Source organism: Amycolatopsis sp. CA-128772 (assembly GCF_002904295.1).
Taxonomy (GTDB): Bacteria; Actinomycetota; Actinomycetes; order Mycobacteriales; family Pseudonocardiaceae; genus Amycolatopsis.
This window is the reverse complement of the sequence record NZ_PPHG01000043.1, coordinates 1-23,384: the sequence shown is the minus strand read 5'-3', so window position 1 is coordinate 23,384 and position 23,384 is coordinate 1. Positions and strand designations below refer to the sequence as shown.

Here is a 23,384-nt window from a genome sequence, read left to right as displayed (position 1 = left end):
TCGGCAGGCTGCTTCCGCGTGGAGGTCAGAGGACGTACTTGGGCCGGATCTCCAGCGCCGCGACCAGCCGGTGCGCCTGGGCCAGGTAGGCCGGCACCTGGTAGATCCGGCCACCCGGGTTCGCCACCAGCCAGCTCGCCGCCGCCGAAGCCGAGGCGAAGAACGGCTGGCCCGCGCACGCCACCGCGTCCACCCCGTCCAAGCCGAACCCGAGGTCGACCGCCGCGACCACCGCCGACGGCGGGTCGGCCAGCAGGATCGCGTGGGACACCAGCTCGATGCGGATGCGCGTCCCGGTGACCGGGCAGGTCGCCGTCGCGTGCACGCGCTCGCCGGTGGCGATGGCCAGCAGGAACATGTCCACCGTGCCGTCGGGGCCGGCGCCGAGGGTGCCTTCGGCCGGTTCGAGGCGGTGGTGGGCGCCGCGCGGGGCCGGGCCGGTGGAGACCAGGTCGCGGTGCAGCGTGAAGCCGATCAGCTCGACCAGCCGGCGGGCTTCGGCCGGCGGTACGCCGACCGTCGCGGCCAGCCGGTCCACGCCCACCGGGTGCCGGCCGGCCCGCGTCAGCTTCAGGGCGGCCCAGGCGAGCCGGGCGGCCGCGACGCGGTCGGTCTGCGAGGTCGTCACGTCCGGCTCCTTCCGAACTCGATCCCCTCGACGTTAGGCGCCGGTGACACGCCACGACAACGACACGATCGGACATTTTGCCGCAAGCCGCGGACACCGGGCGCGAAAGCGCGCCCGATTGACGCTAACGGCGCAGCGCGTCACCCGGCGTGTCCACAAAGGACCCTCAGAGCAGCCGCAGCTGCTCTGCCGGGACGTCTTCCGGTGCGGCCGACGCCGGGCCGCGCAGGTCGAACCCGGTCTTGGCGTCCAGCCCGTACCGCCGCAGCAGCGGGACGACGCGCTCCGCGAGCCCGGCCCGGTACTCCTTCCGCACGTAACTGCCCCGCGCGTACAGCTCGCGGTACCGCGGGACGAGCTCCGGGCGCGTGCCCGCCAGCCAGCGGCCGAACCACTCCCGCGCGCCGGGGCGCAGGTGCAGCGCGAACGCCGTGACGCTCGACGCGCCGACGTCGGCGAGCTGGGCGAACAGCGCGTCCAGGGCCTCTTCCGAGTCGGTCAGCCACGGCAGCACCGGCGCCACCAGCACCGAACAGGGCAGCCCGGCGTCCCGGGCCTTGCGGACCAGCTCCAGCCGCGCCCGCGGGCTCGGCGTACCGGGCTCGAGGCGGTGCTGCAGCTCTTCGTCGAGCAGCGCGATCGACACGGCGAGCCCCACCGGCACGTCCTGGGCGACGTCCTTCAGCAGCGGCAGGTCCCGCGCCAGCACCGTGCCCTTCGTCAGCACCGACAGCGGCGTGCCGGAGCGCGCCAGCGCCGTGATGATGCCCGGCATCAGCCGGTAGCGGCCCTCGGCGCGCTGGTACGGGTCGGTGTTGGTGCCCATCGCGACGGGCTCGCGCCGCCACGACGGCTTCTTCAGCTGCGCGGCCAGCACCTGCGGCGCGTTGATCTTGACGACCACCTGCGTGTCGAAGTCGTGGCCCGCGTCGAAGTCGAGGTAGGTGTGGGTGTTCCGGGCGAAGCAGTTGTGCGACACCATCCCGTCGGCCACGAAGTCGCCGGTGCCGGTGGTGATGTCGAACAGCGGCAGCTGCAGGCCCAGCGGCTCGATCGCCTCGACGCGCCGACGGCTCGCGCCGATCGCCGCGCCGTCGAGGGACCGTTTCCAGGTGACAGCCGGGTTGCTCACGTGCAGGAAGCGCAGCACCTCGCCGACGCCGCCGAGCAGCCGGATCTCCTGCCGCGTCGGGAACTTCGGCACCTCGTCGAGCTGCCAGGCGAAGCCGAAGCCGGCGAGCGCGGCGGTGAAGGCGTCGGCGATCTCGGGCTCGTCGTGCGCCACCGCGAGGACGCCGCGGCCGTAGCCGCCCGCGAGGTCGAAGACGCCGGCGAGGAACCCGCGCTGCCAGTGGGCGTCCGGATCCGGCGGTACCTTGAGAAAACCGACCGACGCGCCGAAGTCCGGCAGGTACTCCAGCGCCCGCGCGGCGGCGTCCGGTTCCGCGGCGAACCCGCCGGAGCGCAGCATCCCGCAGAGGTACCCGGCCCGGTAGCCGAGCGTCTCGTCCGGGGTCGGGGCGAACCGGCCGACGCCGATCAGCTCGGTGCCCGGCTCCAGGTGCGGCCGCTGTGCGGCGCCGAACTTGCTGCCGGTGACGTGCTTCCAGCCCTTGCTGGTGAGGAACCGGTGGTCACCGCCGGCGACGAGCCGGGTGCCGTCTTCCAGCGTCACGCGGTAGGCGTCGCGAAGCGTGGTCCAGTGGGCTTCGACCCGGGTCGGGACCAGCCGCCGGGCGGCGCCGTGGCCGCGGGTGCCGTAGATCTCGTCGCCGACCTTCAGGTCCGACAGCGCCCGGGTCCGGCCGTCGGCCAGGAGGATCCGGGTGCCGCCTTCGAGGCAGTAGGTACAGGCGTGGGAACAGCCGCGGTAGGGGTTGACGGTCCAGCCGAACGGCACGCCGGAGCCGGCCGGCACCTTGTTCAGCACCGACCGCGCGTGCACCTCGTGAAAGGTGACGCCGTCGAATTCCGGTGACCGCACCGATCGCACCAGGCCTTCCAGCCCGGGCAGTGCCGGTTCACCCTCCCCTGTCCGCTGCCGATCCCATCGCACGCCGCCAGTCGAACATACGTTCTAGACGGGTGTCAAACCGGTTCGGGGCGAGCGGATCACGTGGTGCTGGTGTGACGACTGAGGTGTTACGAGAACCGCTCCAGGGCCCGGATCTTGTTGGTCGCGTCCAAGGCGGCCACTTTGTACGCCTCCGAGAGCGTCGGGTAGTTGAAGACCGCGTCCACCAGGTAGTCGACCGTGCCGCCGCAGCCCATCACCGCCTGTCCGATGTGGACCAGGTCGGTCGCGCCGGTGCCGAACACGTGGACGCCGAGCAGCTTGCGGTCCGCTGTGGACACCAGCAGCTTCAGCATCCCGTAGCTGTCGCCGGTGATCTGGCCGCGCGCCAGCTCGCGGTAGCGGGCGATGCCGACCTCGTAGGGCACCGACGACGACGTCAGCTGGGCCTCGGTCGCGCCGACGTACGAGATCTCCGGGATCGTGTAGATGCCGATCGGCTGCAATGCGCCCAGTTCGTGCGCCGGCTCGCCGAACGCGTGGTAGGCCGCGAGCCGGCCCTGGTCCATCGACGTCGCCGCGAGGGCCGGGAAGCCGATCACGTCGCCGACCGCGTAGATGTGCGGCACCGCCGTCCGGTAGTTCTCGTCGACCACGAGCCGGCCGCGCTCGTCCGCGGCCAGGCCCGCCGCCTCCAGGTTGAGCTCGCCGGTCATGCCCTGGCGGCCGGCCGAGTACATGACGCCGTCGGCCGGGATGCGCTTGCCGCTGACCAGCGTCGTGATGGTCGCGTGGTCGTTCACCGCCACGTCGGCGACCTTCTCGCCGAAGCGGAAGGTGACCCCGAGGTCGCGCAGCTGGAACTTGAGCGACTCGACGATCTCCGGGTCGCAGAAGTCGAGCATGTGGTCGCGCTGCTCGACCACGGTGACGCGCGAGCCGAGCGCGGCGAACATCGACGCGTACTCGATCCCGATCACCCCGGCGCCCACCACGACCAGCGACGACGGGATCTGCTCGAGCCGCAGGAGCTCGTCGGAGTCGAGCACGCGGGCGGCGTCGAAGTCGACGTGGGCCGGCCGCGCGGGCCGGGTCCCGGTCGCGATCACGACGTGGCCGGCCGAAAGGGTGCGCCGGTCGCCGCGGTGGCGGCCTTCGACGACCACGGTGTGCGCGTCGGCGAACGAGCCGGTGCCGTCGATCAGGTCGACGTGGTTGCGCATCAGCTGCGCGCGCACGACCTGGACCTCGCGCCCGACCACGTGCTGGGTCCGCGCCAGCAGGTCGGCGATGGTGATGTCCTGCTTGACCCGGTAGCTCGCGCCGTAGAGCTCCCGCTGGTTCATGCCGGTCAGGTAGAGCACGGCTTCGCGCAGCGTCTTGGACGGGATCGTGCCGGTGTTGACGCACACCCCGCCGACCATGTCGTGCCGGTCGACGACCGCCACCTTCTTGCCGAGCTTCGCCGCCGCGATGGCGGCCTTCTGCCCGCCGGGGCCCGAACCGATGACGATGAGGTCGTACTCGTGCTCGCTCACCCGTCGAGCCTGCGCACCCGGGCGTCCGGGCGCAACCCCTGACCGGTGAAGATCCGCCAAAACCGCCCCCGCGGGGCCGGCGTGGCCGGGCGCTGGGTGAGCGGCCGTCGCCGGCCGTCACCGGGCGCGACCTGTGCCGGCGACACGCCGTCGAGCCGGGTGGGCGCGGTGAGCACCTACCCCGGTGTGCCTCGACCCTCGAACGCCGATCCGAAGCCAGAACACGTCCGTAGCCACAATCGGGCTTCGGGGTGGCGGAGAAACCTCAAGACCGCAGAGAACCACGCCGCCGCTGCCAATCGGTGACCACGTCCAAACCGGACTCGATCTCCTCGGTCAGCAACGCACCCAGCTGGGCAGCGACATCAGCACCCAGCAACTGCCCCACCCGGCCGAACAGGGAAAGAGCTTCCCAAGGCGAAGCCGCCAGCGATCCGACCCGCACCCCCGCCTCGGGCGCCCGCAACCCTTCCTCCAGCCCGAACCGCCCGGCAGCGAGAAGCGCAGCGACGACGAGATGCGGCTGAGCATCCGCCCCGGCGAACCGGAACTCCAGCCGCGGACTGGACGAAGGACCGGCCACCCGCACCGAAGCGGTCCGATCGTCGTACCCCCACCGAACCTCGAGCGGCGAAAACGGCGCGGTCCGCAGCCGGACGTAGCTGTTCCAAGTCGGCGCCCAGACACCCGTCAACGCCCGCGCATCACGAAGCACCCCGGCCAGAAACCCTCCGAGCAGATCCGGCTCCGAACCGTCCACAGCGGACAACGAAAGGTGAATGTGCCCCGAATTGCCCTGCCCGACCTCAGGCGCGGCAAGGTAATCGGCGACCACACCATGACGAGCAGCCACCCGCCGCACAACCACCTGCTGCAGCAGCACATCATCACAGGCAGCCAGAGCGTCCCGGTGACGCAGCACAACCTCGTACTGCCCCGGATGACACTCGGCCCGGGCGCTTTCGGCCCCCAGCCCGGCATCATCCAGCGCGACCCGCAGCTCACCCAGCAGCGGCAACAGCCGTTCGGTGCCACCCAAGGCGTAGTCCACACCGTGCCCGGTCAACGGAGCACCGGCGGCGTCACGGAACACCACCTCGTGCTCGATACCCACCGACGGCACCAGCCCCAGCCCCTCCAGGGCGGCGAGCTGGCCGCGCAGCACCTCACGCGGCGCGAGTTCGGCCGCCACCCCCGACGGCCATTCCGCATCGCACACCACGGCCCAGGTCCGCTCCCCGAGCGGAATCACCGAAGCGGCATCCGGCCGCATCCGCAGGTCCCCGAACCCTTCCAGATACCCGCCCAGCACCCCGGAAACCGGCAGCGGATCCCGCGACGGCGTCCACGCGAAGACGTAACTGCACACCCCGTAGCCCTCGTCGAGCACCGAAGCGGCGAACGGCCCAGCGACCTCGACCGCGGCGAACCGGGCGTGCGGATCGGGCACCAGCAGGAGCAACCGAGCGCCGTCTTCGGCCAGCACCCCCCGCAGCACGGCCGCCCCCGCCACGCCCGCCGCCCGCCGGGCGGCGAGGGACCGCGGCCCGGCCGGCCGCGCGAACGCCGTCACCACGCGCCCCCCGGATCCGCCGAGTGCAGCGGATTCGGCACCCGCCCCCACCGGACGTCGAACTCGTCGTCGCGCTCCACCTTGTCGAAGCCCTGGCCGGCGAAGTGCTCCCGGTTGAGCGTGACCCGCTCGACGTCCGGCGCGAACAGGCGGCAGGCGTCGAAGCGCGCCGCCACCTCCGGGTTCTCGTCCCGGTAGCGGCCGACGACGTCCCGCACCGGCGCCCAGAACTCCGCCCGCGGCAGGCCCAGCTCGTCGAGCAGGACCTCGGCCCAGAACCGGAACTGCCCGGAGAACACCGAGCTGAACAGCGACTGCGCCAGCAGGTGCGCGGGCCAGCGCAGCATGTCGGCCGCGGCCTCGGGCGGGAGGGACGCGTAGCTCTCCAGCTGTTCGTCGAGCAGATCGACCCCCTGCGCGAAGTCCTTGATCAGCACCCGCTGCGGAAATCCGGCGGCATCGACGACGAGGATCAGGTTCTGCCCGTGCGGGCAGAACCCGACACCGTGGCGCAGCAGCCACTGCAGCAACGGCGTGAGCACCAGGTCGAACAACCGCGTCAGCCACGCGATCGCGTCACCGCCGCCGATCAGGTGCGCCAGCACGGAAACACCGTCCGGCCCCCGGTAGGGCAGCGCGGCGAACGAAATCGCGCGCTCCCCCGGCGGCAGCGGCTCACGCCACAGCGCACCCAGCGTTTCGTGGAACCGGTACGGCAGCTCGTCGAGGTGCCCGAACAGCGGGTGCTTGACCGACACGCTCGCGACCTCACCGAGCAGCCCGAACCGGTACTTGCCGGTGAGCAGCGGATCGGCCGCGCTGATCCGGCGCAGCCACGTCGTCACCGACGGCCCGGCCAGCGTGGCCGCCGAGGCGAGCCCGCGGTAGACGAGCGTGTTCCGCACCGAGACCGCGGTCTTGACGTCGTGGCGGCCGGGCGTGCTGACGTTGGCCAGGGTCCGGACGGTCTGGTGCGGCCGGTAGCCGTCCGCGCTTTCGCCGAGGTCGATGACGACTCCGGTGGCGAGCTCGGCGGCGTACAGCGTGCCGACGATCTCGTCGGCCTGCCACGGGTGCACCGGCACCCACACGTAGTCCTCGGGCGCCTTCGCCGCGAACTCCGCCCGCAGCTCGCCGAGTTCGCCGTCCAGCAGCGCGTCCCGGCTGAGCTCGTCGACGCAGCGGAACTCGGCGTGCCCGGGGTGGACGGCGAACCACCGCAGCCGCAGATCGGCCCCGGCCTCCGGCGCGTACCGCGCGCGGTCGACGGCGGAGAACCCGACCCGGCCCTTGTTGAGCACCAGCCGCGGGTGGCCGGTGAGGTGCCCGTCGGCCCGGTTGTACTCCATTGCGGACAGCTCGGCCGCGGTCGGCGCACGGCGCAGCCGGGCGGCCTCGTTCGCGACCGTCGCGGTCAGCTCGGCCAGGACGTCCGCCAGCCGCAGGCCGCTCAGCCCCAGCACCGCGCGGGCGTCGACGACCAGGGTGCGCGGATCGGTCGCGGGTTCCCCGCACCGCCGCGCGCTGCCCGGTTCGACCGTCCAGGCGTCGAAGGCGCCGCGCCGGGCGCGGAACGTGTAGTCCACGCCGTCAGGGAGGTCCAGCCGGTAGCCGTCGCCGTCGCCGACCGGTTCCAGCATGTGCTCGTAGGACAGCTCGCCGAGCATCTTGTGCGTGATCAGGGCGCCGGCCGCGCGCCAGGCGGCCGCCTCGTCGATGCTCACTTCTCCTCCAGGCCGAACGTGGTGAACGCGGTGCGGTCGGGCAGTTCGTGCACGGCCCGGCCGCACACGGCGTTGAGGATGACGGCCGCCCGCCAGGCGCCGAGCCCGAGGTCGGGGGCGCCGGGGCCGTGGGTGTGCCGCTCGGCGTTCTGCACGAACAACGGCCCCGGCACGTCGAGCGCGACGCGGTAGCCGGCGTCGACGACCAGCCGGCCCCGCTGGTCGCGGTGGACGGCTTCGCCCAGCCCGGCCAGCAGCGGCCCGGTCGGCGTCTCCACGTACCCGGTGGCCGCGACGACGGCGGCGGTGCGCACGGTGCCGTTGCGCCCCTGCTGCGCGTGCCGGACGCCGAGTTCGACCTCACCATCCACAGTGGACGCCGAGACGACCTCGACGCCGGGGGTCAGCACCGCGCCGGGCGGTCCGGTGATGCTGCGGCGGTAGAGCTCGTCGTGGATCGCGGCGATCGTTTCGGTGTCGATCCCCTTGTACAGCTGCCACTGCGCCGGAAGGAGCCGGTCTCGGACGGTTTCCGGCAGGCCGTGGAAGTACGCGGTGTAGTCCGGGGTGAACTGCTCCAGCCCGAGTTTCGAGTACTCCATCGGCGCGAACGCCGGCGTGCGCGCCAGCCACCGCAGGCCGTCCACAGTGGAGCGCGACCGCAGCAGGTCGAGGACCACCTCGGCCCCGGACTGCCCGGACCCGACCACCGTGACGCTTTCGGCGGCCAGCAGCGCGTCCCGGTGGGTCAGGTAGTCCGCCGAATGCAGCACGGAAACGTCCGGATCGGCGGCCAGTTCACGCAGCGGCTCCGGCACCGACGGCACCGAGCCGACGCCGAGCACGACGGCGTCGGCGAGCACCGGCTCGGTGCCGGCGACGGTCAGTTCGAACGCCGCTTCGGCGTCGTTCCAGCGGACGCCGGTGACCTCGTGGCCGAACCGGCACGACGGCAGCCGGGCGGCGGCCCAGCGGCCGTAGTCGTCGTATTCGGCGCGCGGCAGGTGGAACCGCTCGGCGAAGTAGAACGGCAGCAGCCGCCCGCGCTCGCGCAGGTAGCTGAGGAAGGAGAACGGGCTCGTCGGGTCGACCAGGGTGACGAGGTCGGCGAGGAACGGGACCTGCAGCGTCGCGCCTTCGACCAGCAGGCCCGGGTGCCAGCGGAACTCCGGGCGCGCGTCGAAGAAGACGGCGTCCAGGCCGTCGACCGGGGCGGCGAGGGCCGCGAGCGAGAGGTTGAAGGGTCCGATCCCGATGCCGGCGAGGTGGTGGCGCCTCACGAAGCGACCGGGCTTTCCCGGCCGGCCGGCAGTTCGGCGCCGGCGGTGGCGGCGATCCGGTCGAGCAGCGGGCGGTAGTCCTCGGCCGTGGTGTGCGGGTGCAGCAGGGTCAGCTTGAGCCACAACCGGTTCTCCCCGCCCGGCCCGGCCGGCAGCGCGGCCCGGCCGATGACGGCGGTGCCGGCTTCGAGCAGGGCGCGGCGGACGCGCGCGACGAGCTCGTCACCCGCCGCCCCGCCCGCCTCGTCGGCGACGACCGGCCGGAGGACCACAGTGGACAGTTCGGGCGCCCCCCAGAGCCGCAGGCCGGGGTGGCCGTCGACGAGCCGGGCGACCTCGGTGGCGGTGGCGCAGCAGCGTTCCACGAGCGCACCGAGCCCGTCGGTGCCGAGCGCGTGCACGGTGACGGCCATCCGGAAGGCGTCGGGCCGCCGCGACGTCCGGATCGACCGGCCGAGCAGGTCGGGCAGCCCGGCTTCGGTGTCGTCGTCGGCGTTGAGGTACTCGGCGCGCACGGTGAGGGCCGCGAGCTCGGCGGCCTCCCGCGCGGCGAAAAGCCCGGCGGCGACCGGCTGCCAGCCGAACTTGTGCAGGTCGAGGGCGACGGAGTCGGCCAGGTCGAGCCCGTCGAGCCGCGGTTTGAGCGATTCGCTGCAGAGGGCCATGCCGCCGTAGGCCGCGTCGACGTGCAGCCGGGCTCCGTGCCGGCGGCAGATCCCGGCGATTTCGGGCAGCGGGTCGAGGGTGCCGGTGTTGGTGGTCCCGGCGGTGGCGACGACGACGGAGTCCGGCGTGAGAACGCCGGCGAGGGCGCCGGGCACCAGGCGATCGCCTGCGCACGGAACGACGATCGGGGCGGGCAGGCCGAGCAGCCAAGCGGCGCGGGCGACGCTGTGGTGGGCGTTGGCGCCGCAGACGGGCTGGGCGCGCGGGTTGCGTTCGCGGGCGAGGAGGAGGCCGAGCAGGTTGGACTCGGTACCCCCGGTGGTGACGACGGCATCGGGGTTTCCCGCGCGGGGGTAACACAACCGGGCGATTCCGGCGGTGAATTCGCGTTCGAGTTCACTGGCGACCGGAGCCTGGTCCCAGGAGTCCATGGAGGGGTTGAGGGCGCTGGCGACCACATCGGCGGCGACCGAGACGGCGAGCGGCGGGCAGTGGAGGTGGGCGGCACAGGCGGGATCACCGGGATCGGCGGAGCCGGCGGCGAGCAGCCGGCTGAGGTGTTCGAGAGCGGCTTCGGCCCCGACGCCGGTCCGCGGCAGGGCGGCCGGCGAGGTCCTTCCGGTGCCGTCGGCGCCCGCCGTCACCTGGCCCAGCTCGCCACGCTCCGCCACCAGGGCCGCCGCCACCGCGGCCGGGCCGCCGGCCGGGACCGGGCCGCCGCGTTCCGCGACGCCCGCGGCCATGGCGCGGAGGGCCACCGGGATCAGCTCGCCGAGCCGGTCCGCGCCGCCCTCGCCACCGGCCAGCCCGTCTGCCCGCATGTGCCCCGCCTTCCTTAGGGTTGCCTTGCCTACGCTGAGCAACAGTACGGCGACCGACGGCTGCCTGTCATCCCCTCCCGTCCAGCATGCTCGACCGGGTGGCGGGGACGCGTCGGCCATCGGGAGTAGGTTCACCGCCAGGAGGTGATCGGCGTGCCCGCGACCCGGTGGGACGTCCTGCTGGTGATCGCGGCCGGCGGTGCGCTGGGCAGCCTCGCCCGGTACGGCCTGTCCGTGGCGATCCCGCACGCCCACGGCGAGTTCGCCCTCGCGACGCTGCTCACCAACATCCTCGGCTGCCTGCTCATCGGCGTGCTGATGGCCATCCTGACCACCACCGCGCGCCCCCACCACCTGCTCCGGCCGTTCCTGGGCGTCGGCATCCTCGGCGGCTTCACGACGTTCTCCACGTTCGTGACCGACACCCTCGACGCCGCGACGACCGGGCGCATACTGGCTTCCCTGGCCTACGCCCTGGCCTCCCTGGTGCTGTGCCTGGCCGCGGTCGCCGCCGGCCTCACGGCAACCCGAGCTGTGCGAAGGGGACGTTGATGGAAGGACCCGCCACCCGCCTGACGATCTACCTCGGCGAAGACGACCACTGGCACCACAAGCCCCTTTTCCACGAGATCGTCCGCCGGGCGCGCGACGCCGGGCTCGCGGGCGCCTCGGTCCTGCGCGGCGTCGAGGGCTACGGCGCGTCGTCGCTGATCCACACGACGCGGATCCTGTCACTGTCGGAGGACCTGCCGGTGGTGATCGTGATCATCGACGAAGAGGCGAAGCTGCGGGCGTTCCTGCCGCAACTGGACGAGCTGATCGGCGAGGGCCTGGTGACGCTCGACCAGGTCGAGGTGGTCCGCTACGTGGGGCGGCCGGAGTGACGCCGGTCCTGGTGGCCCTGGGCGGCGCGGCGGGCTCGGTCCTGCGCTACCTGACCGACCGCCGGGTCCAGCAGTGGCGCGACTCGCCGTTCCCGTTCGGGACGCTGACGGTCAACGTGGCGGGCTCGTTCGTCCTGGGGTTCCTCAGCGGCTGGCTGCTGCACGGCGCGGAGCCGTCGTCGGTGCGCGCGCTGGTGGCGGTGGGCTTCTGCGGCGGCCTGACGACGTTCTCGACGTTCGGCTACGAGACGGTCCGGCTGTTCCTGGAGAAGACGCGGCTGTACGCGGTGCTGAACGTGGTGGTGACGGCGGTGGCGGGCCTGGCCGCGGGCGCCGCCGGGCTCGCGCTGGCCACCGCGGTCTTCGGTTAGCGGTCCGGCCCCTGTGTCCGTCACGATCCGCTATCGCCTTTAACACCTCGCTACGGTGTGGCGACTTGGGTGGCATGGAAAAACGCACCCGGCGAAGGCGGCTCTCGAAACGCGCTCGCACCACAGCGATCCGGTGGGCCATTGCGCTGGCGGTGGCCACCGTGGGAGTTGCGGTCGTCGTGACAGTGGAGAGCCTGCAACAGCACGAGGCCGCGCAGGCAGCCGAATCCACGCCGGACTGCACTCCCGACGAATTCCCGCGCGCCACCGTAACCGTGCGGGCCGCGGTCGAGGCGGACAACGTCGACTACCCGCGGATCAGCAGCGACGTGGTGATCCACGCCCCGCGGATGTGGAACCGCGCGGAAGACCTCCTCGGCGATCCCGACCACAGCGACTACCGGTCGGCGCTCCGCTGCCTCCTCGGCGCGGACCAGACCGACTTCCCGCTGTACCGCAGTGAGCCGCCGGCGGTCACGGTCTCGGAGGGGGAGGTGGTCATCCACGACCACGTCTGGACGGAACTGGTGCAGTCGGGCCACGGTGCCGTCGGGATGCTCGACCTGGACATCGAACGGGGCAAACCGTGGCGACTCGCCGTCGTCTCCCGTGGCGGGCTCAGCCGGTCCAGTTCCTGGAACGTCACCATCGCGGCGCCTGCGCACTGGCTGGCCTCTTCCGTCCCGCAACCCTGGCCGCCCCACGACGCCAAGCCGGGCGAGATGACGTGGTTCTACGGGACGACGTCGCCGACGGACGACAAGGTGGAGTTAGCCGTCGCGGAGCTGACTCCGGATGTCCGCGCGACGGTCTACGTCTGGCACGGTTCGACCCTGGGCGACCTCATGGTGCAGGGTGTCGACGCGGTGAGCGCAGCAGCGTTCCCGGCCGTGATCCTGTTGTTCATCCGGCGCATCCGCAGGCACTTGCCCGACGCCGGTGGCAAACTCGCCCGGCGCGCGCGACGGCTCACCGTAGCGGTGCTCATCCTCCAGTTCGCCGGCCTCGGTATCCAGATCACTCGCGCCATCCTCGCCGCGCAGGGCGACCGGGTGCCGGACTGGTCGACCGCCGCTTGGGCGGCCGACATCGCCGTCGGCCTGGCAGTCTTGGTGTTCGCCCGCTGTTCCGGTGTACGGCGGAGGCCGCTGTTCGCTGCGGTGCCGGTACTTCTGGCCACCTTGGCGTTCGGCTGGGTGTTGGGGGACAACGTCGCCTTCACCGGCCGATGGGAGGACTATGCGCTCTTCCTCCGGCTGTGTGAAACCGCGACGGTCTTCGTCGTGATCCTTTTCGCGGTGGCAGGGATCGTCCACGCCCTTCGCTCTCTTACGCGGTCGAACGGCAAACGACCGCGACGCGCTTGGTGGGTCTGGCCGCTGACGTCGGTCGTGACCGGGGCGCTGGTCCTCGAGCGGGTGATCACCACCTGGCACAACGACTCGCTCCAGCAGTGGATCAACGATCCCGGTCCTACCGGCACCCTCCGAGGCGTCTTCCGCTTCACCCTTTGGGGCCTTCCGGGCGCTTGGCAGTGGATACTCGCCGCATTGCCGGCAGTCGCCGTCTACGTTTTGGCTCGGGCCGTGCTCCAGCACAACGGAGATGCCGACCAGTCCACCCTCAGGTACCTGTCAGTGGCACTTTTCGTGGCCGGCCCGGTGATGTGGAGTCTCACGATCTACGGGTTCGACCTTCCTTTCTGGTTGCTCGGAACATTGGTGTATTGGCGGTGCTGCCGGGCGGGGACATCGGTGCTCGATTTCGCTCTCCCCTCGGGTGGCAGGATTCGCGACTACGCGGCCCAGCAAGGCGACGCAGCCGTTCGGCGCGACGCGACGCGATGGCTCAAGCACACCGCCGGACCGGCTGCGCCCCGCCACCCGAAGTTGCCGAAGCAGGTGACGCCGGTCGACGTCGTCCTGGCGCTGGGCCCGGGCAGCACCCCCTACCAGAACATGAAGACCATGGTCAGGTTCTCTTGGTGGCCGGGAGTCGCGGTCGCCGTGACTGTCTACTTCTTCCGCAAGATCGTGAGCGCGGACTTCAGCGCTGCTGCGCCCGATTCGCTCATCCTGCAGTACACCGACGACGTCGTTTGGACGGCAGCGGGCTGGGTATTGGCCGCGGCTGCGATCGGCCTTTACTGGCAGTACCTGCCGGGTAAACGCGGATATGTCAAGGTGCTGCCGCTGGCAGTCGCAAACGCCATCGGTCCCCTCTGCGCGTTCCTGGCGTCGAAGCTCACCGGCGGGACCGGTCATCTGGACGGATTGGTGGACGCCGCCGTGTTCACGATCATCCTGCTCTTGCTGGGACTTGCTATGGACATCCGCACCTTCCGAGAACTCGGCGCAGCGCGGTACCTGACCTTGCGACAGAGCATGGCGGCGTATGGAGTGAGCAATCTGCCGTCCCGGATCACCGCGGCCCTGGCACCGGTTTCGGCGGTCATCGCGCTCGTGTTCACGATCATCGCCGGGCCACAGGCCGAGTCCAAGCCCGCGAATCAGCAACCGTCGCCGGAAACGGCGCAGAACAAGCCGAACACCGGAGTCAAATGACGCGAGGCTCCGCCGGTGAGCACTTCACCGGCGGAGCGGGCCGCTGTCCCCGGTCAGCGCGGCGCCAGGCCGCGCACCTGCTCGAACGGATCCCCGCCCGTCGGCAGCAGCGCGATGACCGGCGTCGTCAGCCCGTTGTCCACATAGGACTGGACCTGCTCCCGGCACGACTCCACGCTGCCGTGGATCACCAGTTCGTCCACCACCGAGTCCGGGATCACCTGGTTCGCCTTCTGCCGGTCCCCGGCCGCCCATGCCTCGTGCATCGGGGCCAGCGCCTCCCCGCGGCCCAGCCACTCGTGGAACGCCGCGTACACCGGCACCGTCAGGTAGCTCGAGATCAGCATCCGCCCCAGGCCGCGCGCCGCCTCCGCGTCCTCCGTCGGGCAGACGAAGATGCGGGCCGCCAGCTCGACGTCCGGACCGACCACCGAGCGCACGCGCGGCACGTCCGAGGCCGCCAGCCAGTTGGTGATCGCGCCGTCCGCCTCACGAGCCGCGAGGCGAAGCATGCCCGGGCGCAACGCCGCCAGCATGATCGACGGCGGCGGGTCGGCCGGGCGCTCCAGGCGGAACTTCGACACCGCGAACGTTTCGTACTTCTCGGTGACCTTCTCCCCCGTCAGCGCCGAACGCAGGAAGCGCAGCGTGTCGCGGGAGCGGGCGAAGGGCTCGTCGAACGAAGCCGCGTTCCACTGGGAGACGATCACCGGGGACGAGGCGCCGATGCCGAGGACGAACCGGCCCGGGGCCAGCTCCGCCACCGTCGCCGCCTGCATCGCCAGCAGGCCCGGGCCGCGCGTGTACACCGGGACGATCGCCGTGCCCAGGCGCAGCTGCGGTGCCCACTGCGACGCCAGCACCAGCGGCGTGAACGCGTCCGTGCCCGCCGTCTCGGCCGTCCACGCGTCCGTGTAACCCAGGTCCGGCAGCTGTTCCACCAGCTCGCGGTGCGCCGTCAGCGGCACTCCGGTCAGCGGGATCGTGAGGCCCCAGCGGCTCATGCAGTCTCCTTCTCGACGGCGGAAAGCTCGCGCAGCAGCCAGTCCACCTGCGTGCGCATCAGGTTCTCCGCGACCTCTTCGGCCTGCGGCGTCATGTGGGTGGCCCCGGCCAGCGGCAGGAAGACGTGCGGCCGGCCCTTGGCCAGCAACGCCGACGACAGCCGCAGCGCGTGCGCGACGAACACGTTGTCGTCAGCCAGCCCGTGCACGATCAGCAGCGCCCGGCTCAGCTCGCCCGCGCTCTCGATCAGCGAGTTGTGCGCGTAGCTTTCCGGGTCGTCCTGCGGTGTTCCGAGGTACCGCTCGGTGTAGTGCGTGTCGTAGAGCGACCAGTCGGTGACCGGCGCGCCCGCGACCGCCGCGTGGAAGACGTCCGGACGCCGCAGCACCGCCAGCGCCGACAGGTACCCGCCGTAGGACCAGCCGCGGATCCCCACGCGCTCGGTGTCCAGCTCCGGGAACCGGGAAGCGGCCGCCTGCAGGGCGTCGACCTGGTCCTGCAGCGTGACGTCGGCCAGGCGCCCGTGGATCTCGCGCTCCCACACCGCGCCGCGGCCCGGGGTGCCGCGGCCGTCCGCGACGAGCACCGCGAACCCCTGGTCGGCCAGCCACTGCGACGTCAGGAAGGCGTTGCGGCTCTGCAGGACGCGCTGCGCGTGCGGCCCGCCGTAGGGATCGAGCAGCACCGGCAGCCTGCCCTCGCTCGGCTCGTACCCGCGCGGCAGCAGCAGCGCCGCCCGCAGGCCCCGCTCCCCCAGCGTCAGCCAGGTCAGGTTGGGCACGATGTCCGGGTCCACAGTGGACGACTCGATCGACGCCACCGGTGCGCCGTCGCGCAGCACCGAGACGCGCGGGCCGCTGTGCTCCAGGCTCCACGACGAAAGCACGGTGAGCGCCGCGGAGCCGGCGCCGACGTGCACGCCGTCCACAGTGGACAGGCGACGCACCGAGGAGCCTTCGGTCCGGAAGACGTGGATCTGCGTCGGGTCGTCCTCGGACGCGCTGAACAGGATCTCGGCGCCGACGTCGAGCACGGCCCGCAGCTGCAGCCCGGCCGGGGTGACGGCCTCGCCGCCGACGAACAGCCGGTGGTCGCCGTCGACCATGCCTTCGACGACCAGCCGCCCGTCCGGCGTCCAGGCCGGCACGCCGCCGACGATGTCGATCCAGTGCTGGTCGGCCGCGGTGTGCACGACCGACGTCGAGCCGTCGGTGACCTCCAGGGCGAGGACGTCCATCTTCTTCTGGTCACGCGGCTGTACGGCCAGCAGCGGCGCGCCGCCGGCCGACCAGTGCACCGAGGCGAGGTACTCCCACTCGCCCTGCGCGACGTCGACGCGCGAGCCGTCCAGGCCGAGGACCGCCAGGGAGACGAGGGCGTTCGTGGTGCCCGCGGCCGGGTAGGCGACCACGTTGGCCGGGTGCTGCGGGTTGGCCGGGTCGGCGATGGTCCAGCGCGGGACCGGGCCGCGGTCCGAGCGCTCGGCCAGGATGCTGCGGCCGTCCGGGGCCCACCAGTAACCGCGGGTGCGGTCCATCTCCTCGGCGGCGATGAACTCGGCGAGGCCCCAGGCGATGTCCTCGCCGTCCTCCTCGACCAGCACGCGGTCGTCGCCGGTGGCCAGCTCCAGCACGTGCAGCCGCCGGTCCTGGACGTAGGCGACGTGCGTGCCGGCCGGGCTGGGCCGCGGGTCGATGACCGAGCCGTCGACGCGCAGCGTCACCGCACCCGAAGCGAGGTCCAGGGTGTAGAGCTTGCCCGAGAGCGAGAAGACGGCGACGGTGAAGGCCGCGTCGACGCCGTAGTGGACGACGCCGCCGCCGGTCTCCCGGGCCCGTTCGCGCCGCGCGCGCTCTTCGGCGGGCAGCTCCTCTTCGCCGGGCAGCAGCTCGGCGGCGTCGACGAGCTTCGTCTCGGCGCCGGTCGCCAGGTCGGCCGACCACAGGCTGTGCCGGGGGTCGGTGCCCGACTCCGCGCGCAGGAACAGCACGCGGGAGCCGTCCGGGGCGATCCGGAACTCCTTCGGCGCGCCGAGGGTGAAGCGCTGGGTCCGGGCCTGCTTGCGGAGGAACGGGAGGTCGTCGACATCGGTCACGCCCGCACTCTTCCAGACGATCACGCCGGGGCGCCAACGCCCTTCAGCTTGGCCAGCTCGGCGTCGACGTCGTAGTCCGGCGCCGGGAACCGCGGCTTCAGCTCCGCCAGCGTCTCGATGAGCAGTTCGGCGACGGCCCAGTTGCGGTACCACTTGTGGTCGGCCGGCACCGCATACCAGGGCGCGCCCCCGGTCGAGGTCTTCTCGAAGATGTCGGCGTAGGCCTCCTGGTAGGCGGGCCAGTGCGAGCGCGCCTCGAGGTCGCCGGGGTTGTACTTCCAGCGCTTCTCGGGCGTGTCGAGCCGGGCCTTCAGCCGCTTGAGCTGCTCCTCCGGCGAGATGTGCAGGAACACCTTGACGACGGTGGTCCCGCCGTCGGCCAGGTCCTGCTCGAACGCGTTGATCTCGGCGTAGCGGCGGCGCCGCTCGGCCGCGGTGAGCAGCCCGGACACCCGCGGGACCAGGATGTCCTCGTAGTGCGACCGGTCGAAGACGCCGATCTGGCCGGGGGCGGGCAGCTGCTTGCGGATCCGCCACAGGTATTCGTGCCGCTGCTCGGCCACGGTCGGCTTCTTGAACGCCGCGTACCGGACACCCATCGGGTTGACCAGGCCGAGCACGTGCGAGACGGTGCCGCCCTTGCCGGAGGTGTCCATGCCCTGCAGCACGAGCAGCACCCGCCGGGTGCCCCCGCCGACCCCCTCGGCGTAGAGCGCCTCCTGCAGGGTGGACAGCCGCGCCCCGGCGCTGTCGAGCCCGGCGAGCGCCTTGGCTTTCTTCCCGGGCCCGACCGGGGCCGAGCCCGGATCCGGCAGTTCACCCCGGACCCGCAGCGCGTCCCGGACCCGGCTTCCGTCGTCCTTCTTGGCCATCCGGCGAAACTACCCGTTCAGGCGGCACCTTTCCCGGTGAGAGCGTTGCCGGCCACCGCGGCGCCGCAAATCACGCCACGCATCGTTTCGGGGGTGTTAACGCAATATTGCGCAACGAACACCGGGTGAAAGCAACGATTCCCGGCTGAACTCTGCGTGTTCTGCCTCTAACCTGAACGCATGACGACGTTCGCCGGCCGGGAGACCGCCACCCCCACCGCCGCGAGCTTCATCGAGCTCGACGAGCGGTGGAGCACGCACAACTACCACCCGCTGCCCGTCGTGATCGCCGAAGCGTCCGGCGCCTCGGTGACCGACGTCGAGGGCCGCTCCTACCTCGACTTCCTGTCCGGCTACTCGGCCCTGAACTTCGGCCACCGCCACCCGGACCTGATCGCCGCCGCCGTGGCGCAGCTCGGGCGCGTCACGCTGACGTCGCGGGCGTTCCACCACGACCAGCTGGGCCTGTTCTGCCGCGAGCTGGCCGAGCTGACCGGCACCGAGCTGGTGCTGCCGATGAACTCCGGCGCCGAGGCCGTCGAGTCCGCGGTCAAGGTGGCCCGCAAGTGGGCGCACCGGGTCAAGGGCGTGCCGGACGGCACCGCCGAGATCATCGTCGCCGGCTCGAACTTCCACGGCCGGACCACCACGATCGTGTCGTTCTCCACCGACGAGACCGCCCGCGCCGACTTCGGCCCGTTCACGCCGGGCTTCGTCACGGTGAAGTACGGCGACGCGGCCGCGCTGCGCGACGCGATCACCCCGCGCACCGCCGCGGTGCTGCTGGAGCCGGTGCAGGGCGAGGCCGGCGTCATCGTGCCGCCCGGGGGCTACTTCGCCGACGTCCGCCAAGCCTGCGACGAGCACGGCGTGCTGCTGATCGCCGACGAGATCCAGTCCGGGCTGGCCCGCACCGGGACCGTGCTGGCGCTGGACCACGAGGGCGTCCGCGCGGACGTCTACACCCTCGGCAAGGCCCTCGGCGGCGGCATCCTGCCGGTGTCCGCGGTGGTCGGCCGCCAGGACGTGCTGGGCGTGCTGAAGCCGGGCGAGCACGGCTCGACCTTCGGCGGCAACCCGCTGGCCTGCGCGGTCGGGCGGGCCGTCGTCAAGCTGCTGGAGACGGGCGAGTTCCAGCAGCGTTCGACCGAGCTCGGCGCCCACCTGCACGCCCGGCTGAACGCGCTGGTCGGGACCGGGCTGTCCGAGGTCCGCGGCCGCGGGCTGTGGGCGGGCATCGACATCGCCCCCGGCGGGCCGTCGGGGCGCGAGGCGTCGGTGGCGCTGTCCGCGCGGGGCGTCCTGTGCAAGGAAACCCACGAGCGCACCCTGCGCGTCGCCCCGCCGCTGGTCATCACCCGCGAGGAGCTGGACCGCGGCATCGACGCGATCGCCGAGGTGATCCGCCCCTAGAACCACCCGGACGCCGCCGGGTGAGCCTCCCGCCCCGGCGGCGTCCGGGAGCACAACGTCCGCTTCGGACGTTGTGCCCGGTATGGGAGCAGGGGAACGCCCGCTGGCGGGCACCGACGACGGCACACCGGCCGAGCTGTACGAGCGGGGGAAGCGGCTGCGGGAGAAGGTCCCGGTGACCGCGCACGACCACGAGGCCGCCGGTGCGGGCCGGCCGAGCGCGGAGCAGTACTTCGAGGCGAGCAACGCCGGGCGGCTGCCCGAGCTGATCGAGCTGCGGCGGGAACGCATGCTCGCGTCGCCGTTCACGTTCTTCCGCGGCGCGGCCGGGCTGATGGGCGCCGACCTCGCCGGCACGCCGTCCTCCGGGGTCACCGCGCAGCTCTGCGGCGACGCCCACGCGGCGAACTTCGGGCTCTACGGCACGCCCGAGGGCAGGATCGTGATGGACATCAACGACTTCGACGAGACCGTGCCGGGCCCGTGGGAGTGGGACCTCAAGCGGCTCGCGGCCGGCCTCGTGCTCGCCGGCCGCGAAGGCGGCATCCGCGAGTCCGGCTGCCGCGAGGCCGCCGAAGACGCCGTGAAGTCCTACCGCCGGACCATCCGCGCGCTGGCCGAGCTGCCGTTCCTGCGAAGCTGGAACGCGCTGCCGGACTCGTCGGTGCTGTCGAAGGCGCGGGCCGACGAGCTGATCGACGACTTCGCGGACGCCGCCGAGAAGGCCCGCAAGAACGACAGCGCGAAGGTGTCCGCGAAGTGGACCGAGCGCGTCGACGACCACGAGACCGGCCTGGCCCGCCACCGGTTCGTCGCGGACCCGCCGGTGCTGACGCACGTCGACGCGGAAACCGCCGAAGCCGTGGCCGCCGGCCTGGTGTCCTATGTGGACACCCTGCGCGAGTCGCGGCGCACGCTGATCGCGCGGTACCGGCTCGCCGACGTGGCCTTCCGGGTGGTCGGCACCGGCAGCGTCGGCCTGCGCAGCTACGTCGCCCTGCTGCACGGCAACGACGACGAAGACCTGGTGCTGCAGGTGAAGCAGGCGCAGGCGCCCGCGCTGGCGCCGTACCTCGGCCTGCCGGCGGCGGAACACGAAGGCCGCCGGATCGTCGACGGCGCCCGGCTGGTGCAGGCCGAGACCGACATCCTGCTCGGCTGGACCACGATCGGCGGCGTCCCGTTCATCGTCCGGCAGTTCCGGAACCTCAAGGGCGACATCGACCCGGCGGCCCTGGAGAAGGACCACCTCGACGACTACGGCCGGCTGGCCGGCGCGCTGCTCGCCCGGGCCCACACGCGATCGCTGCACCCGAAGCTGCTTTCGGGCTACTTCGCCGACGACTCCGAGCTCGACGAAGCAATGGGCGCGTACGCCGTGCGCTACGCCGACCAGACGGAAGCGGACCACGCCGCCTTCTCGGCGACCTGACCGGACAGGAAGCCGGTCAACTCTGGAGAACGAATTCCCCGCCGTGCTAGATGTTCGTGAACGGGTGACGGCGAGGGAGGCGGCGTGACGGATCTCAGGCGGCGGTCGGTGCTCACCGGGGCGGTCGGGGCGGCCCTGGCCGCGACGGCGGCCCCGGCCCTGGCGACGCCCGGCCGCAAGCGGGCGTTCCGGCTGGGCGTCAACTACACGCCGTCGACGCGCTGGTTCCACCTGTGGGAAGACTGGCGCGAGGACGACCTGCGCCGCGACCTGGGCGACATCGCGGCGCTCGGGCTCGACCACATCCGGATCATGCTGCTGTGGTCGGCCTTCCAGCCGGAACCGGCGCTGGTGAGCGGCGAAAAGCTCGACCGGCTGCACCGGTTCCTGGACCTCGCGGGCGCGGCCGGGCTGGACGTCGAGGTGACGGTGTTCAACGGCCACATCTCGGCCCGCTACTGGACGCCGAACTGGCTGCAGACGACCCCGGAGCCGGTCAACTGGTTCACCGATCCCGCGGCCCTCGACGCGCAGCGCGCGCTGCTGACGGCCCTGGCGGCCCGGATCGGCGGGCACCCGCGGTTCCTCGGCTTCGACCTGTCGAACGAGCCGTACTACTACTGGGACTCCTACGCCGGCCTGCCGGTGACCCCGCAGCAGGCCGACGCCTGGGCCCGGACCTTGTGCGCCACGGCCGAGGAGGTAGCGCCCGGCAAGGCGCACACGGTCGGCTGCGACCGGGCCCCGTGGGACAACGGCCGCTACTTCACCCGCGCCGGCCTCGCGGACGCCGGCACCGTGGTCGCGATCCACCCGTGGACATCGTTCTCCGGCACGCTGAAGACGGACCCGCTCGGCGCGTTCGCCACGCACAACGCGGAACGCCTGATCCAGGTGGCCCAGGCGTACGCCACGGACCCGGCGCGCCGGGTGTGGATCCAGGAGGACGGCGCGGCCCCGTCGATCCACTTCAGCGACGCCACGCGCCCGCAGTACGCGGAGTGGCTGTCCCGCTCGATCCGCAACGCGGCTTCCTGCGCGCACACGCTGGGCTTCACGTGGTGGTGTTCGCACGACGTGAACCCGGCGCTGGTCCCGAACCTCAACCCGCTGGAGTACGACCTGGGGCTGTACACGAACGACCGCCGCCTGAAGCCGGCCGGCCAGGCGCTGAAGAACCTGGTGGCGGAGTTCGACCGGACCCCACCGGCCCCCCGGCCACGGACGACGGCGATCGTGGTGCCGGACACCGACCCGACGCGGGGCAACGACAGGTTCTTCGCCTTGGCGGCGGCGGGAACGCGGGTGGCGTTCGTGCTGCAGAGCCGCGCGTCGGACGCGGCTCACCTGCGGGCACGCGGCATCACGGAACTCGTCCAGCCGTGACGAGTGCGGCGACGTCCGCCGCGCAGCCCCAGGCCAGCGTGATGCCCGCTCCCCCGTGCCCGTAGCAGTGCACCACGTCCCCCTCCCGCGCCAACCGCACTTCCCGCCGGAACGGCCGCAACCCCACCAGCGACCGCAGCACCTGCGCCCCCGCCAGCCGCGGCTCCAGCGCCTCGCACCGGCGCAGGATGTCCGCGGTCACGCCGGGGTTCGGGTCGGTGTCGCCGCGGCCCGGCTCCTCCGTTCCGCCGCAGACGACGTGGCCGCCGTGGGGGATCACGTAGGTCACGCCCGGGCCGGTCCCGTCGACCACGAACCCGGGCAGGCCCGGGTCGGCCACGTGTACCACCTGGCCGCCGACCGGGACCATCGAGGCGTCGCCGGCCAGCGGCCCGGCACCGAGCCCGGCCGCGTTGACCACGACATCCGCGTCCAGGCCCGACAACGTGCTCAGGGGCCGGTATTCGACCCGCACGCCCAGCGCGGCCACCCGGGACAGCAGCCAGCCGAGGTACACCGGCGTGTCGACCACGGCCGTCGTGAAGGCCACGCCGTCGCCGTCGCGGACGGGGTCTTCCACCGCCGGGAGCCACCAGGGATCCGGGTCGCCCAGGACGCGCCCGCGGCGGAAGCGCACGCCCGGTGCGTCCTGCCCGCGGAACACCGCGAGGCTCGCCGCGGTCCACCGCACGATCCGCTCGTCGGCCCGCCGGACGGGCGGGTACAGCACCCCGCCGGCCGCCGCCGACGTCGACTCCGCCGGCGGGGCCGCCGCCACGACGGTGACGGTGTGGCCGGCCTCCGCCAGCCGGTACGCACTGCTCAGCCCGACGATCCCGGCCCCGGCGACTGTGACCCGCATCCGCTCCTCCGAAGGTCGGCCCCCTCCGCATGGTGACGCACCGGCGGAACGCGCCGGGCCCGGGGGCCTCGCGCGGGTGAGGACGATCCACCGGGCACCGGAGACACACCGGCATCACCCCGGCCCCCTCGCCCAGGCGACCATCCGGGCGTCCGCCGCCTGCGACCGTGCCGGTCGCCGGCCCGGCCACCCCCGGCGCCACCGACCACCAGCACCACCCAGCACGGCCACCACGCCCCAGCACCGCCACCACGCC

At 72.5% G+C, this 23,384-nt stretch carries 19 protein-coding genes; 7 read left to right on the top strand and 12 right to left on the bottom strand.

From position 1 onward, the window contains the following. Positions 1 to 25 precede the first annotated feature (25 nt). From merB to C2L59_RS17290, 8 genes are all read right to left on the bottom strand, one after another. Positions 26 to 628, bottom strand: a complete 603-nt coding sequence (merB, locus tag C2L59_RS17320; protein WP_103350548.1) for an organomercurial lyase — start codon at positions 626 to 628, stop codon at positions 26 to 28. Between the two features lie 166 nt (positions 629 to 794). Further along, on the bottom strand, positions 795 to 2,684 hold the full coding sequence (locus C2L59_RS17315) for an intein-containing Rv2578c family radical SAM protein (protein WP_199199117.1): 1,890 nt from the start codon (positions 2,682 to 2,684) through the stop codon (positions 795 to 797). An 86-nt stretch (positions 2,685 to 2,770) separates the two neighbouring features. Continuing rightward, entirely contained in the window at positions 2,771 to 4,180 is a 1,410-nt protein-coding gene (gene sthA / locus C2L59_RS17310) for a Si-specific NAD(P)(+) transhydrogenase (RefSeq protein ID WP_103350546.1), read from the bottom strand. Then, on the bottom strand, positions 4,177 to 4,356 hold the full coding sequence (locus C2L59_RS47110; RefSeq protein WP_146060395.1) for a hypothetical protein: 180 nt from the start codon (positions 4,354 to 4,356) through the stop codon (positions 4,177 to 4,179). Before C2L59_RS47110 ends, sthA begins: the two co-directional genes overlap by 4 nt. Positions 4,357 to 4,445: 89 nt before the next feature. Beyond that, on the bottom strand, positions 4,446 to 5,753 hold the full coding sequence (locus C2L59_RS17305) for a glutamine synthetase (RefSeq protein ID WP_103350560.1): 1,308 nt from the start codon (positions 5,751 to 5,753) through the stop codon (positions 4,446 to 4,448). After that, a complete protein-coding gene (locus tag C2L59_RS17300; protein ID WP_103350545.1) occupies positions 5,750 to 7,477 on the bottom strand; it encodes an IucA/IucC family siderophore biosynthesis protein in 1,728 nt (575 codons plus the stop codon). The genes C2L59_RS17305 and C2L59_RS17300 overlap by 4 nt, the downstream gene beginning before the upstream one ends. Further along, positions 7,474 to 8,757, bottom strand: a complete 1,284-nt coding sequence (locus tag C2L59_RS17295) for a lysine N(6)-hydroxylase/L-ornithine N(5)-oxygenase family protein (protein ID WP_103350544.1) — start codon at positions 8,755 to 8,757, stop codon at positions 7,474 to 7,476. Before C2L59_RS17295 ends, C2L59_RS17300 begins: the two co-directional genes overlap by 4 nt. Further along, the gene (locus tag C2L59_RS17290; protein WP_103350543.1) at positions 8,754 to 10,244 is read right to left on the bottom strand and encodes an aminotransferase class V-fold PLP-dependent enzyme; all 1,491 of its coding nucleotides are present in this window, start codon (positions 10,242 to 10,244) and stop codon (positions 8,754 to 8,756) included. Before C2L59_RS17290 ends, C2L59_RS17295 begins: the two co-directional genes overlap by 4 nt. A gap of 144 nt (positions 10,245 to 10,388) precedes the next feature. Between C2L59_RS17290 and crcB (C2L59_RS17285) the strand changes: the two genes are divergently transcribed. The 4 genes from crcB (C2L59_RS17285) to C2L59_RS17270 all read left to right on the top strand — a co-directional run bounded on the left by crcB (C2L59_RS17285) (position 10,389) and on the right by C2L59_RS17270 (position 14,063). Beyond that, positions 10,389 to 10,796 carry a fluoride efflux transporter CrcB gene (gene crcB, locus C2L59_RS17285; protein ID WP_103350542.1) on the top strand — a complete coding sequence of 136 codons (408 nt, stop codon included), beginning with the start codon at positions 10,389 to 10,391 and terminating at the stop codon, positions 10,794 to 10,796. Then, entirely contained in the window at positions 10,796 to 11,128 is a 333-nt protein-coding gene (locus C2L59_RS17280) for a DUF190 domain-containing protein (protein WP_103350541.1), read from the top strand. Before crcB (C2L59_RS17285) ends, C2L59_RS17280 begins: the two co-directional genes overlap by 1 nt. Further along, entirely contained in the window at positions 11,125 to 11,499 is a 375-nt protein-coding gene (gene crcB, locus C2L59_RS17275; protein WP_103350540.1) for a fluoride efflux transporter CrcB, read from the top strand. Before C2L59_RS17280 ends, crcB (C2L59_RS17275) begins: the two co-directional genes overlap by 4 nt. 74 nt (positions 11,500 to 11,573) lie before the next feature. Continuing rightward, complete coding sequence (locus C2L59_RS17270; protein WP_146060394.1) at positions 11,574 to 14,063, top strand: DUF6185 family protein; 2,490 nt, start codon at positions 11,574 to 11,576, stop codon at positions 14,061 to 14,063. 53 nt (positions 14,064 to 14,116) lie between these two features. Here the strand turns inward: C2L59_RS17270 and C2L59_RS17265 are convergent, their stop codons facing one another. Genes C2L59_RS17265 through C2L59_RS17255 form a run of 3 tightly spaced genes read right to left on the bottom strand, consistent with a single transcriptional unit; the run spans position 14,117 to position 18,035 of the window. Next, on the bottom strand, positions 14,117 to 15,067 hold the full coding sequence (locus tag C2L59_RS17265; protein WP_103350538.1) for an LLM class F420-dependent oxidoreductase: 951 nt from the start codon (positions 15,065 to 15,067) through the stop codon (positions 14,117 to 14,119). Then, positions 15,064 to 17,163 (bottom strand): S9 family peptidase, encoded by a 2,100-nt coding sequence (locus C2L59_RS17260; protein WP_103350559.1) that lies wholly within the window; start codon positions 17,161 to 17,163, stop codon positions 15,064 to 15,066. Before C2L59_RS17260 ends, C2L59_RS17265 begins: the two co-directional genes overlap by 4 nt. Before the next feature lie 20 nt (positions 17,164 to 17,183). Further along, positions 17,184 to 18,035 carry a PPK2 family polyphosphate kinase gene (locus tag C2L59_RS17255; RefSeq protein WP_103350537.1) on the bottom strand — a complete coding sequence of 284 codons (852 nt, stop codon included), beginning with the start codon at positions 18,033 to 18,035 and terminating at the stop codon, positions 17,184 to 17,186. A 180-nt stretch (positions 18,036 to 18,215) separates the two neighbouring features. Here C2L59_RS17255 and rocD point away from each other — a divergent pair, with 180 nt between their 5' ends. The 3 genes from rocD to C2L59_RS17240 all read left to right on the top strand — a co-directional run bounded on the left by rocD (position 18,216) and on the right by C2L59_RS17240 (position 22,266). Continuing rightward, positions 18,216 to 19,448, top strand: a complete 1,233-nt coding sequence (gene rocD / locus C2L59_RS17250) for an ornithine--oxo-acid transaminase (RefSeq protein WP_103350536.1) — start codon at positions 18,216 to 18,218, stop codon at positions 19,446 to 19,448. Between the two features lie 82 nt (positions 19,449 to 19,530). Beyond that, a complete protein-coding gene (locus tag C2L59_RS17245) occupies positions 19,531 to 20,880 on the top strand; it encodes a DUF2252 domain-containing protein (protein ID WP_103350535.1) in 1,350 nt (449 codons plus the stop codon). Between the two features lie 84 nt (positions 20,881 to 20,964). After that, positions 20,965 to 22,266, top strand: a complete 1,302-nt coding sequence (locus C2L59_RS17240) for a cellulase family glycosylhydrolase (protein ID WP_103350534.1) — start codon at positions 20,965 to 20,967, stop codon at positions 22,264 to 22,266. Here the strand turns inward: C2L59_RS17240 and C2L59_RS17235 are convergent. Then, entirely contained in the window at positions 22,244 to 23,128 is an 885-nt protein-coding gene (locus C2L59_RS17235; protein WP_103350533.1) for an FAD-dependent oxidoreductase, read from the bottom strand. The two genes, C2L59_RS17240 and C2L59_RS17235, sit on opposite strands and share 23 nt — an antisense overlap. Between the last annotated feature and the right edge of the window lie 256 nt (positions 23,129 to 23,384).